This window comes from Maridesulfovibrio bastinii DSM 16055 (genome assembly GCF_000429985.1).
In the GTDB taxonomy this organism is placed as follows: Bacteria; Desulfobacterota; Desulfovibrionia; order Desulfovibrionales; family Desulfovibrionaceae; genus Maridesulfovibrio; species Maridesulfovibrio bastinii.
The window spans coordinates 20962-33218 of sequence record NZ_AUCX01000027.1 but is presented as its reverse complement, the minus strand read 5'-3'; the positions used below and the strand labels follow the sequence as shown (position 1 = coordinate 33218).

General features: G+C 40.2%; 12 protein-coding genes. 6 read left to right on the top strand and 6 right to left on the bottom strand.

The features are described from left to right. From G496_RS0113250 to G496_RS0113240, 3 genes are all read right to left on the bottom strand, one after another. Positions 1-546: DNA-binding protein (locus G496_RS0113250; protein WP_027179699.1), on the bottom strand; the 546-nt coding region annotated here is incomplete at its 3' end. A 15-nt stretch (positions 547-561) separates the two neighbouring features. Beyond that, on the bottom strand, positions 562-834 hold the full coding sequence (locus G496_RS0113245) for a helix-turn-helix domain-containing protein (RefSeq protein ID WP_245577930.1): 273 nt from the start codon (positions 832-834) through the stop codon (positions 562-564). Beyond that, on the bottom strand, positions 831-1295 hold the full coding sequence (locus G496_RS0113240; RefSeq protein ID WP_245577929.1) for a hypothetical protein: 465 nt from the start codon (positions 1293-1295) through the stop codon (positions 831-833). The genes G496_RS0113245 and G496_RS0113240 overlap by 4 nt, the downstream gene beginning before the upstream one ends. A gap of 214 nt (positions 1296-1509) precedes the next feature. On the opposite strand from G496_RS0113240, the gene G496_RS19775 reads away from it, so the two are divergent. Beyond that, positions 1510-2007 carry a helix-turn-helix domain-containing protein gene (locus G496_RS19775; RefSeq protein ID WP_156900657.1) on the top strand — a complete coding sequence of 166 codons (498 nt, stop codon included), beginning with the start codon at positions 1510-1512 and terminating at the stop codon, positions 2005-2007. A gap of 128 nt (positions 2008-2135) precedes the next feature. Further along, on the top strand, positions 2136-2831 hold the full coding sequence (locus G496_RS0113230) for a DUF4875 domain-containing protein (RefSeq protein WP_027179696.1): 696 nt from the start codon (positions 2136-2138) through the stop codon (positions 2829-2831). A gap of 218 nt (positions 2832-3049) precedes the next feature. Here G496_RS0113230 and pyk read toward each other — a convergent pair whose 3' ends face one another. Further along, the gene (pyk, locus tag G496_RS0113225; protein WP_027179695.1) at positions 3050-4471 is read right to left on the bottom strand and encodes a pyruvate kinase; all 1422 of its coding nucleotides are present in this window, start codon (positions 4469-4471) and stop codon (positions 3050-3052) included. Between the two features lie 260 nt (positions 4472-4731). Here pyk and G496_RS19770 point away from each other — a divergent pair, with 260 nt between their 5' ends. Next, positions 4732-5253: an OmpH/Skp family outer membrane protein gene (locus G496_RS19770; RefSeq protein ID WP_051295047.1), complete on the top strand. Its 522-nt coding sequence runs from the start codon at positions 4732-4734 to the stop codon at positions 5251-5253. Positions 5254-5574: 321 nt separating this feature from the next. Next, the gene (locus G496_RS0113215) at positions 5575-6696 is read left to right on the top strand and encodes a hypothetical protein (RefSeq protein WP_027179694.1); all 1122 of its coding nucleotides are present in this window, start codon (positions 5575-5577) and stop codon (positions 6694-6696) included. A gap of 10 nt (positions 6697-6706) precedes the next feature. Here G496_RS0113215 and G496_RS0113210 read toward each other — a convergent pair whose 3' ends face one another. Together G496_RS0113210 and ercA are read right to left on the bottom strand one after the other, a co-directional pair. Next, positions 6707-8344 carry a PAS domain-containing sensor histidine kinase gene (locus G496_RS0113210; protein ID WP_027179693.1) on the bottom strand — a complete coding sequence of 546 codons (1638 nt, stop codon included), beginning with the start codon at positions 8342-8344 and terminating at the stop codon, positions 6707-6709. Continuing rightward, complete coding sequence (gene ercA / locus G496_RS0113205) at positions 8328-9506, bottom strand: alcohol dehydrogenase-like regulatory protein ErcA (protein ID WP_245577928.1); 1179 nt, start codon at positions 9504-9506, stop codon at positions 8328-8330. The genes G496_RS0113210 and ercA overlap by 17 nt, the downstream gene beginning before the upstream one ends. A 202-nt stretch (positions 9507-9708) precedes the next feature. Here ercA and G496_RS0113200 point away from each other — a divergent pair, with 202 nt between their 5' ends. Beyond that, entirely contained in the window at positions 9709-10311 is a 603-nt protein-coding gene (locus G496_RS0113200) for a hypothetical protein (protein WP_027179691.1), read from the top strand. A 173-nt stretch (positions 10312-10484) separates the two neighbouring features. After that, positions 10485-12011, top strand: a complete 1527-nt coding sequence (locus G496_RS0113195) for a C1 family peptidase (protein WP_027179690.1) — start codon at positions 10485-10487, stop codon at positions 12009-12011. Positions 12012-12257 lie beyond the last annotated feature (246 nt).

The following is a 12257-nucleotide window of genomic DNA, read 5'->3' as shown; positions in this document are numbered from 1 at the left end:
CAGTAAGATATTTTCGTGTTCATCCGTCATAACGCTATGACTTGAATTATGGATGCCACGTTTATCAGCGATTGCTACAACTGTTTTGTTTTTACATAGTTGCAGCTTCCAACGCTCAATTGTTTTCCAGGAAACATTGGGACCGAGTATTTCTAAAATGCGGGACCATGCGCCAGCCTGATACGCAGAAATAAATTTGGCTCTGGCGTCCGTCTTACTGCCTCTTGTCGCGCGGTCAATATGATCAGTGTAGAGGGCAACAAGATCGGCTCTGGCCAGAGCTGTGGCGCGTTTTTTATCTGATAAATTCTCTAGGCGTGGTCCCTTATTGTCTTCAATTTGAATGGCTGGAGCTTTTTCAGCCTCAGCTTTCAAAATCGCGGTCTGAACTGACTCCGGTAGACCATCAAAAGCATACTCCTTGCCGCCGCCTTTGCCAGAACGGGCACGAGACGGCCAACCTTCACGTTTAGCACGACGAGTAACAGTCATTACTGTTAATTCAATGCATTGTGCTATTTCTGCGGTGGAGTAATATTTAGACATAACATCGATACTCTTTTAACTGTCTGAAGTTGCAAAGTGCATATCATCTGGTAAAGCGAGATACTTTTCCGGGCACCCCATGTTTCTGAGGGCAGTGAGGACTTTGCGATTATTAGCTCCTCCACGTATAGTTCTGCTAACAATAGACTGAGCTTTTATACCTGCAGCTGCCGCTATATCTTTCTGCTCATAACCTTTTGCATCCATCCATTCTTTGATGAGGAATGGACGACGCTTTCTGCCTGTTTTGACTCCGGCATGAGGGTTGACTGCTCCCGCACTCATCATAAATCCGCCTCCAACTGGTGTTTTTTCTTCTGTGCTTTTTTAGTTTCAATCACGGCTTTGCCGTAATCTCTAAATTTCTTATCTTCTTCGGTCATCACTTCCAGTCCAAGAGCATTTAATAACGGCATGAGTGGCCGGATATCTCCGGTAGCCATTATAAATGCGGCTAAAGCCAAAATTCCTGGTGGGTGTTCCCGATCTTCCGGTGCAAGCCACTTAGCCAGTGAGGCCGTCTTGACGCTCTTGGCGTTCCCGCGGCTCAACTTAACGCCAGAAGATCGGGAAATATCAGACATGCGGTCGGCAATGAGATCTCGGGATAAAAGCGGATGACTCTCAGCAACTCTGTTCATGGTGGAACGAATCATCGGAAGCAGACTAGCCAGTGCAACGGCCATTTTCTGCTGCTCGATCTCCGCTTCTTCGTCATAAAAAAGTGTAAGCTGCTGCACTTTTTTCACCGTCTTTTTAACTCCCGTTTACTGTCCAAACTGTTTCGTTGACCGTTGTGTCAGGCGGGTGCTAATCAGTAGGTTACGAATTGCTGATTTATTTGCCGCCCATGAGTTAACTTTTACACACGCATATGTTTAATTGTCAACCCAATTGTGTGTTAAAGTTAAAAAGTCATTTCATTTGTGTTTGTTTATAGATTCAAATGGGTTAGACTTTCTTTTGGGTGTTAAAGTTTATGTTAAACTTTTGGAGAGGAACTTTAACATCATGACATTTGGCTCTAGGCTCAAGGAACTGCGGGGTAAAGTAAGTCGAAAAGATTTTGCCGAACTCGTGGGTTCACATGAAAACACACTCGGAAATTATGAGAGGAATGCAAGAACTCCTGATATTTCTTTTGTTTCAAACGTGTGTAATACTACAGGGGTTTCTCTCGATTGGCTTATAAGGGGCAAAGGCCCGATGCGCTTGGATGAAGCTGTTGAACCACCTCAGCCAGAACAGGACGGCCCCTGCGCTCGATGTGAAAAGCTGGAAGCCGATAATCGAGAGCTGGTGCGTGATAACCGAGAACTTGTAAACGACAACCGAGAACTAGTGAAAGAGAACCGCAAGCTGATGCGGGAGAACGGCGACCTGAGAGTAGAACTTGAACGGATTAAGGCCAGGGCAGCACCGGATGGAGATAAAGACGAAGAAAGACTCAGGGTTGGATAAAATATAAAAAAAGAATAGATGGGGCAGGAGTATTGATTTTCATGCCCCATTAATTATAAACAAAACAATAGATTAATCAATATTTGTTGTAATGTTGCATTTAAATATTTAAAATAAGTGGAGGCAATATGTTCAGTATACTATTTTTTATAGTTCTCATCTTAATGATCATCGGCTTATTTAAACCAAGTTTTGTTAAAATGAAGTCAAAGAAACAAACGCTTAAAATTTTAGGAACTGCAACGATTGTATTTTTCATATTGGGAGTAGCAACAGCACCAAAACATAAAGAAAAACAATTGGATAATACATCACAAACCAAAACAGAAACACAAATGACAACAGCATTGCCGTATAATATTTTAAAAGTTGAAGACGTTAGCTTCCCAGGAAGAAAGAGGATTAGCTCATTTATTTCAATAAATGATACGAATCCAACTTTCGAAGAAAAGGCTCAGACCGTAATTAAAGCGGCAAAAGACCTTTGTAAAAAGTATAACGCAGATGTAGTAAATGTCGTTATGGAAGCTTCAAAAGGAGCAATAGGAAAGGGGTATTCCCTTGCTATATGTGAATATGCCCCAGATGGCGGAGGATATTCCGGAGACCAGAATTGGACATGTAAAGTTAAATCATCAAAAAACAATCCAACAGTTCAACAAATTAGCATCTTAGATCATTGGTATAATGAGAGAGATAATTATCAAAAAGATGGGTTGACTGATGAAGATTCTTTGAAAGCCCATTTGGCTAGCGAGTTGAATATTCCAGTTGAAAAAATAAGTTTGCCTTTCATAGAGATGGCAGAATATTCATCCAAATAATTTCTCATCTTGAGTGTCTAAAACAAAGGGTAAATGGTCTATTTTCTCAACTTGACCATTTACCCTTTGTTTTATGTCCGAACTCTTGTAAGCCTATATTCTACCTACATTTATCCTACATTTATCCTATATGATCTCCGTATTCATTAATTCTCATCTTCTCTGTCCCCCTATACATCTGATGCCAGAGGACTTTTAATTTTTATTTTTAAATAAAATTATTTATAATAAAGTTTTACTTCATTTGTTTTAGACTCTGTCTGCCCGGGGGTCGGCTGGCCTGAAACCAGAACGTATCCCTTTCCTCTCGGGAAAATCTTACTTTCCTCAAGAAACTTTTCAAGACGTTTGCGGTGCACCGGTATCTGGGAATCCGTAAGAACCGGAATCATACCCCAGAAGAAGTTGATATAAGCCGGTACTGAAGCATCCGGTGTAAGCACATAGATCAGCTGAGAAGGTCTGCGACTGCATATAATCCTGGCCGAAGAACCACTGCGGGAATGGCAGAGGATTGCAGGGCTGTCGATGTTATCAGCCAGAAGGCATGCGGAATAACTGAGGTATTTGATAGGATTTGATTCCTTTGCAGGAACAAAAGGTCCATCTATTCTTTCCAGAAAATAAGGTTCGGTCTCATTTGCTATTTCATTTATGAACCCGACAGCTTCAGCCGGATATTCCCCGATTGCTGTTTCCTCAGAGAGCATGCAGCAATCAGCTCCATCCATTATGGCATTTGCCACATCATTTGCCTCAGCCCTTGTGGGTATCGGATTTTTAACCATGGATAAAAGCATCTGAGTGGCCACAATAACCGGCTTCTGAAAATGCCGGCATGCTCTGATTATTTTTTTCTGAATAACCGGCACTGCAGAAAGTTTGCACTCAAGGCCTAGGTCTCCTCTGGCAACCATGATTCCGTCAGCGACCTGAAGAATATCCTCAATATTATCAACAGCGTTCTGTCTTTCTATCTTGGCAATTACCGGAAGCCATGCCCCACGCTGCTGCATTTCATTCTTTACGTCTTCAACATCTTTTCTGGTCTGCACAAAAGACATCGCAAAACTGTCAATTCCAATTTCAAGCCCACCGATCAGGTCATTACGGTCCTTTTCAGTAAACGCGGCCAGAGCCATGTGTTTTCCGGGAAAGGTTATTCCCTTTCTGGAAGCCAGAAGACCTGAATTATGAGACTCTAAAAGAAAAAGTCTGTTTTCTTTCAAGACTTCTGCAACTTCAAACTGCAGCATGCCGTCAGAAAGTGAAACGAGCATTCCCTTTTCCAATCCCTGCAAAAGCTCAGGCTTTTCAAGAGTAATAAACGGGTTGTCAGTTATCTCTGAGGCTTCTTCAGGAAGTCCCAGAGCGACCTTCGCCCCTTGCTCGATAGTGAGAGGAGCTCCTTCGATTACTCCCACCCTGATTTTAGGACCGCACAAATCTCCCATAATAGTCAGCGGGATCCCGGTCTCTTCTTCAACCTGCCGTATAATTTTAACCAGAGGTCTGAAGGTTTCGGCATCTGAGTGTGAAAAATTCAACCGTAAAACCCGGGCTCCGTTACCGACCATTTTTCGGATGGTTTCAATATTATCTGAAGCCGGTCCCAAAGTCGCAACTATTTTAGTTCTCATGTTGTATCCTCAAAGTTTGGTCGTTAAATGTAATGAAGTTGCCTGAAGTTATAAAAAAGAGCTGCCGGATTTTGTATCCTCGTTATGTCAGCTTTACTCCATTTCCTGTTCATATCACCATCAAGTTTAAACTATAACAAAAAAAAGTCCACTGTGTTAAAAATGCCAATCAGTTTCTTGCCAATATAGCTTTAATTGGTTTAAAGATTTCACTTACCGAATTTGGTTAAACTAAAAATTCTTAAAAATGGAGTTTATTAATGATTAAGATGATCATCAGGACGGCAGCCGTTGTAGCTATGATAGCTATGCTTGCAGCATGCCAGCAGACATCGCAGTCCGGACAGAAAATAGCATTCGTAAGTGCTAACAAGGTATTCCAGGAATGCCAGGCAGGAAAAGCCGGTGTAGCCTACCTGAAATCATTCGGTGAAAAATTTCAGTCTGAATTCAAAGAAATGCAGGCTGAAATGGCCCAGAACAAAACCGAAGAAAACACTGCAAAATTCCAGAAAGCTATAACTGAATACAGAACAAAAATGAGTGCCGAACAGAACCGCATAATAGGTCTCATTAATGATGCATTCAGCAAAGCTGTCGATACCTACCGTGATGAAAACGGTATAGATGCAGTTCTTTCTGTAGAATCAGCTGTCAGCTACGATTCTAAAGTGGACATCAGCTCTGATATCGTATCCGCAATGGATAAAATGAATATCAAGTTGATTCCTGAAGAGACTAATTCTACAAAAGCTCCTGAAGCTGCTGCTGAAAAGAAATAAATCAGATTCTATTCTGAACTTTTGGCCCGGCACTGACTCAGGTGTCCGGGCCTTTTTTATAAAGTGCGCCATGTTTTTAAATTTTAACTTGAAATTTAGCCTGTTCCACGCAATACCTGTTCTGTATCTCTAAAGACTTTAGAATTAGCCTTATCCGGAATTCTCCTAAGTTATGAAGGCTGACAAAAGACAGCTTAATCAAGGAATATCTGGCTTATAATGCATCAGACAATCCGGTAGTGTTAGTCTTTATAATTCTGAAACAAAATTCTGTAATTAATATCCTGAATACCAATAGAAACATAACAGGAGCCATAATCGGTGAAAAATCTCAAGCTTCCATTGATCGTATTTGCAATAGTATTTGTAGTAACAGCAGGAGTTCTGTTTTTTGTTCTCAAACCCGGATCAAATGATCGCGCTCAGGAAAAACCTGAAGCTCCAGGATGGGTGAACAATGACGGTTCCAGCGGCAAAATAAAAGTTGGAGACGGTCTGCCAACTTTCAAATTTAAGAATGCAACCGAGAAACCGGAAGAAAAGAATATAAAAGAAGAACCGCAGCCTGAAAAAACAGAACAAAAGACTGAGGAAAAAGCTGAAGAGGTTGCCCCCAAGGTCTCACCGATCATTGCTTTTGTGTCTGATATCTTTCTGGATAACCTTGCAGAGTATACTGTTGATCACTACTATCCGGCAGGAGCTTTACCTAAAACTCCGTCAAACGATATTTCAACCGTATCATTTAAATCTATCTGTAATTATTTTGGACTGAATCTCAGGGGCCTGATATCTGAAGCTCCGTCATTGCTGGCAGCACGAAGAGAAATCTGGAAGAAATTACTCACTCCCGGAAATATACAAAAAATTTATGATGCCCATTCAGACCGATTCATTGATCTGCTTGAAGAAAAAAGTATTACTGCTGAAAAAAAATTTTCAGATGGAGCAACAAGAGAAACCCGTTCATTAACCAAAGCCGAACGAGTCAATCTTTTCAGAGTGAGCGCAAAACCTCTACGCCAGACCGCAGTTATCCTGAACACAATTGCCTCAAACTCTGATCTTGTTAAAGCCATGGACGGATATGTTAAAGCTCAAAAGAGGGTTGAAACATCCAATGCTGTTTTTCAGACAGCTTTATCAGAAGCTGAAAGCGACTCAAATGTGACAACACGCAATAAAGCTACTCACGCAGGAAAATTGCTCAAATCAGCTATTGTGGTAAGAGAAAAAATAAAATCAGGCATTATTGAAAAGATTAACTCCCTATGCGGGGGAAAATGTGACTCTGCGGATTCATTCTATGCGGCAAAATGGGTTTATAGACGCACACGCCACAATAATGAAGCCCTCAAGTCAATCCTTTCAGGAGCTGATCTTTTATCAAGGCTTGCAGATAAAATGGATAAACGCGCGGAAATGATATCCAAGAATTTATAGCAGAATTAAACTAAGCAGCAGGGAGTAGAATTTCAATTCTGGTCCCTTCATCAGGAACGGAATATATGGAAAAAGTTCCATTCATTTTTTGAGTAACTATAAAATATGATACAAATAACCCAAGGCCGGTGCCTTCACCGGCCTTTTTAGTTGTATAAAAAGGTTCTATAGCCTTTTTACGGACATCTTCATCCATCCCCGGCCCATTATCGCTTATTGCGAATTTTACGAATGAATCCTCAGCTGAAATTGAAATATTTATCAGAGGCCGTTCTCCGGTTACCCCGTTCTTCATGGCCTGAGCTGAATTTTTTATAAGATTTATTACAACCTGCTCCATTTCAGACGGATTGCAATATATCGCCGGAATCTCATCACTAAAATTTCTAATTATCTCAAGACCACTGACACCGTATTTATTGAGAAGATCATAATCACTAAATGAAAGTTCCAGGGCTGTTTCAACTATTTCTGTTATATTTTCAACAAGTTCTGTTTCTGTTGATCCACGGCTGAATTGCAGCATGTTAGAAACAATTTTTGCCGCCCTTTTTCCCATATCGCGTATTGAAGAAATTTTGGTAATTATTCCACGACGGTTGCAGTATTCAAAAATTTTCTCAATGTCAGTCCCGCACTCTTCCGCAATGATATGATTGGCCTTCATATCCACTGAGAATCTTCTCAAAATATTCTGACTGCTCTGCAAAATTCCACTTAGAGGATTATTTATTTCATGAGCCATACCTGCGGCGAGTCCACCGACTGTCATCATTTTTTCAGTCTGCATCATCACTTCTTCCATCTGGATTCTGGAGGTGATGTCGTCAATCCTGATAACAGCCCCGCTCCCCTCTTCTCCTGTGAAGGGATAAACAACCATTTCATAAGAGAATACTTCACCGTTTCGGGAATATTTAAAAATTTCTTTTTCACCACTGTAATTTTCTTTAACAGTACGGGTGATCAGATCTTCGAACTGTTTTAATTCGGGAAGTATTTCTACAAGAAAACAACCTTCGGCATCCTCAAAACGAATTCCTGTTTGATGTTCCGCATAAGAATTCCAAAGATTTATCCGCATTTCGCAATCTATGCCCACCAGTACGGACTGAATAGAATCGATAACATTACCCAGATAATTACGGGTCCTCTTCAAATCTTTTTCAGCTTTTAAGCGTTTGGCAATGTCTCGGGCAACGACCACAAAATAATTACTTTCGCCGAAAGAATGCTCCCTTACGGTCATCTCAACAGGAATACTAACTCCATTTTTAAGCATGAGTTCAGTTTGAAAAAAACCATTATCCTCAAATTCATCAGAAATTTTTTTATTGCCGGAAATAAGATCAAGTAAGACGCAATTTTTTTTAGGTAGAATATCGTGGACCGTCAGAGAAGAAAGCTTTTCCCTGTCATAACCGACTTTGCGGATTGCCGCATTATTCACATCAACAAAACTGCCTGAAGCGGCATCTATAATAAATAAAATGTCACGGGCCTGCTCTATAAGAGCCCTGAATTTCTCCAATTCATTAATTCTATTTTTTAACTCAGGAAAATAACTCTTACGCATCGAAAGTTCGCCAAGCCCGATAAGCTTGCTACGAACAGCCTCACGAGAGTCATCATTAGAGCGCCGCTTCATATATTTTCACCACATCTTCAATAGTCAGATTAACCGGATTTGTGACCATACAGGCATCGTTTAAAGCATTCTCTGTAACAAAATCCATTTTATCAGCTGTCATGCCGAAGTCCTTCAAAGTTCTTACCAACCCTACTTCGTGCTTTAATTTTTCTATATGATCCACTAAAAGATCACAGACATAACCGTCTGCATGTCCAGAGGTATCAAGCCCCATATTTTCAGCAATAACCCTGTAACGGTCCGCGGCATAATCAAAATTCTTTCTTACAACGTAAGGCAGAAGAATTGCGTTGCATTCCCCATGCGGCAGATCAAGAAATCCGCCCAGACTATGGGCAAGGGCATGCACTGCTCCAAGAATTGCGTTGGAAAAAGCAAATCCGGCTTCCATGCTTCCAAGCATAACTCGTCCACGTTTTTCTAGATTTTCAGGATCACGTATCACTTCAGGAAGACTCGAATTTATCATTGAAATGGCATCAAGAGCGAATAAATCGGTAACAGCTGAATTGGCATTGGAAACATACGCTTCAAAAGCATGTGTAAGCGCATCCATACCAGTGGATGCCGTCAGATTTGCATCCATAGTCAAGGTAAGCTTAGGGTCAACTAGTGCAACATCGGGCACTGTAGCCTTACTGACTATACTGATTTTTACTTTTCTTACTGTATCAGAAATTATGGCAAACTGTGAAACATCGGCAGAACTTCCGGCCGTGGTAGGAATGCAGATTAAAGGCGGCCCCGGCCTGCGGACCATATCCACACCTTCAAAATCTCTTATATGTGCTCCATTTGTAGAAACTATGCCGATGCCTTTAGCACAATCCATAGAGCTTCCACCACCTATGGCAACAATGGAATCGCACCCGCTCTCACGGTAAAATTCTTCCCCTTCCATAACTTCATAATCTCTTGGATTCGAGGAAACTCTGTTGAAAATAACACTTTCAACGCCTGAATTTTCCAGACTCTCCTTAACCAGAGAAACCCAGCCGCATTTTTCCACTCCACTGTCAGTAACAACCAGAGATTTCTTAACTCCCAGATTTTCAGCATACTGCCCGGCAAGCAGCGCTGCATCAACTCCGAAAACTACTTCAGGAACAACCAGTTTTCTTAGGGCTAGAACTTCTTTCATGAATAATCCCTGCTTCATTGCCACTCCAGATATAATTAAGACTTTCTAAAATTTTATACTTATATTTTTATAAGATATAACATGATTAACTCTCTTCGCGCAATAGCAGAACTAATAATGGTCTCTTTAAAAAAAAGTTGCATACAAACCTAAAGATCTTACGAAAGCATCCGATAAGGTTAATAAGGTATACTTTAATCTGTAACCTGCAGGCAATAAAATGACTGAATCAATATCCATGACAACCAGAACAGTATCCGATTCTTTCGGATTATCTGCGCTGCCTGCTTCACTCAAAAAAACAGATGATTACGTTGCAGACCCAAATAATGACAGCGATAAAATTGAAATAAGCGCTGAAGCCCGTCAACTGGCAAAGCAGACTGAAAATACATCTGATGAATCCCGACAGCAGCAAAATTTATTAACAGCTGAAAATAATAACCACGGCTCCAATCTTATTTACAGAAACGACTCTTATGGAAATGTATATGCAACAGAACATGGAAACAATAATGTTCACGGCAAGACCGTAATAAGCAACTTATCTTCTCCATACGAAGCTGCACTTACGAACAAGACAACAAGCACTTCAATGCTTGAGTCTGCACCAACAGCTAATCCCCATAACAACTTTAGCAATATTTCAGTGCAGCTGAATCTTAATTCCATGGCAAATAAGATCAAAGAAAATCACCTGCCAGCTCCTGCGCACGGCAGAGATAATAACTTCAGTAGAGATAAGAACAGCCATGAGGGCTATAAAAGATACGCCCAATCAGAAAACAGTACAGCGATAAGCCGTCCTATCGGTATAATCTGATACTTTTTTCAAACCAGCAGCAGTTGAATCTTATTGCCAGCTAAAATTATTTATATTATTATACCTAAATTATATCTGCAGGATAAGTTACAGTATTGTTACTTATAATTATTTTTTTAATTTTAATAAAAAGTTAAAATTAAATTTAGTTGCTGTATTTAATAGGAGTTAAAATGCGGTTTATTTCATTGTTTATTGCTTTGATAATGCTTTTCCCTATGTCAGCTTACGCAGCTGAACTTCTTCCACTTAATCCAGACTTTGTAAAATGGCAGCAACAACAGGATGCACAACAAAAAAATTCTTCTACCACTGCTGTAAATAAAAAATATTCAAGCATCCCTCCTCTCACGGCACGTCCCTCACCGATTAATCGTGAATACTTAAAGAACATATCCATAGTTCCTGCTAAAACAACAAAAGCAATTGAACCATCAGAAACATATTTTGATTTGAGGGATAGTGGATATGTCTCCCCCATAAGAGACCAGAACCCCTATGGGGACTGCTGGGCTTTTGCGGCTATGGGAAGCATGGAATCTTCAGCATTGCGTCACGGAATGAATCCTGCTGATTTTTCAGAGAAACATCTCGCATATTTTACTTACACTGATATTGATCAGAACCGCATTGGATATGACAAAGCATCCCAAGAAACGTCCATATACGATCTAGGTGGAAATGAAGATCAGGCATTTGCTATGATAAGTCGTGGGACCGGAGCTGTAAGTGAAGCTGATGAGCCATATACAAACATGGATACTCCACCTTCTGCTGACGCGAAAAATGTTTCAGCTCTGGATGCAGTAATACAGGCCCCCGGCGGAGACTCTGTTGTTGCAAACATCAAATACCTTTTGAAAAATTATGGAGCTGTTGACGTTTCAATATATTACGACGATTCCTACTTTAATGAAGAAAATTACTCCTTCTATAATAAAGTAAACACCAATACAAATCATGCGGTTACAATTGTTGGCTGGGATGATTCATATTCAAAATACAACTTTAATACTACGCCTGAAAACAATGGGGCATGGATAGTTCGCAACTCATGGGGAACGTGGTGGGGAGGTAATGGATATTTTTACGTTTCTTATGAGGAAGCTGCCATATGTGAAGACGGCGGTGTGGCTTTTATTGCACGAAAGGCTGACAGCAAAGAATTCATATACATGTATGATTATCTGGGGCAAACAATAGAAATGGCCACAGGGAACAATTCACCGCTGTTCACCGCAAACATCTTTACAGCGGTAAAAAATCAGAATCTAAAAAAAGCTGTCCTTTTCGCCCTTACGCCTGAAAATAGTTACACTATCTATATCTATAAGGATGTCACAGACAATAATCCATCGTCCGGCACTCTGACTTATCAGTCGGATACTTTAAATTTTGAAGCACCCGGAGTTTATACCCTCGACCTTGCTAAAAATATTCCAGTAGAAAAGGGTGAAAAATTCTCAATTGTCCTTAAAACCGAGTCTGAAACAAAGCCAAACTATTGTGCATTAGAATCCCCTATTAACAATTACACTTCAAAAGCAACAGCTGCTAAAGGCCAAAGCTTTTACAGAACAACTGGGACCACTTGGGGAGATATAACTAATATGTATGACAACACCAACATCTGCCTGAGGGTTATTGCTGTTCCTGCAACCCACTCAATGGCTCCAATTAACAGTTTGCTGCTAAACTAAAAGGAACAAAAAGTAGCACCAATCTAAAGTGTTTTAATTGAACAATCGCTTTTTTACTCAACGGGCTAAGAGACTATTGTTAAAATCATTAATATATATTATTATATATTAATTTTAATAAATAACTATATTTATATTATTTTAATTACAGCTCTTTGCTTGATTTAGGCAAAAACTAAATAGAATTACTATAAATTGAAAAAGGCTGAGAAAAACTTTTTCACGCTTCTATATTTATAGCTTCCA

Bases quoted from the DNA above. Each gene is read 5' to 3' on its own strand.
- G496_RS19770 (WP_051295047.1), top strand. From the start codon at position 4,732: ATGATTAAGATGATCATCAGGACGGCAGCCGTTGTAGCTATGATAGCT.
- G496_RS0113230 (WP_027179696.1), top strand. From the start codon at position 2,136: ATGTTCAGTATACTATTTTTTATAGTTCTCATCTTAATGATCATCGGC.
- G496_RS0113210 (WP_027179693.1), bottom strand. From the start codon at position 8,344: ATGAAGCGGCGCTCTAATGATGACTCTCGTGAGGCTGTTCGTAGCAAG.
- G496_RS0113245 (WP_245577930.1), bottom strand. From the start codon at position 834: ATGATGAGTGCGGGAGCAGTCAACCCTCATGCCGGAGTCAAAACAGGC.
- ercA (WP_245577928.1), bottom strand. From the start codon at position 9,506: ATGAAGCAGGGATTATTCATGAAAGAAGTTCTAGCCCTAAGAAAACTG.
- G496_RS0113200 (WP_027179691.1), top strand. From the start codon at position 9,709: ATGACTGAATCAATATCCATGACAACCAGAACAGTATCCGATTCTTTC.
- G496_RS0113195 (WP_027179690.1), top strand. From the start codon at position 10,485: ATGCGGTTTATTTCATTGTTTATTGCTTTGATAATGCTTTTCCCTATG.
- pyk (WP_027179695.1), bottom strand. From the start codon at position 4,471: ATGAGAACTAAAATAGTTGCGACTTTGGGACCGGCTTCAGATAATATT.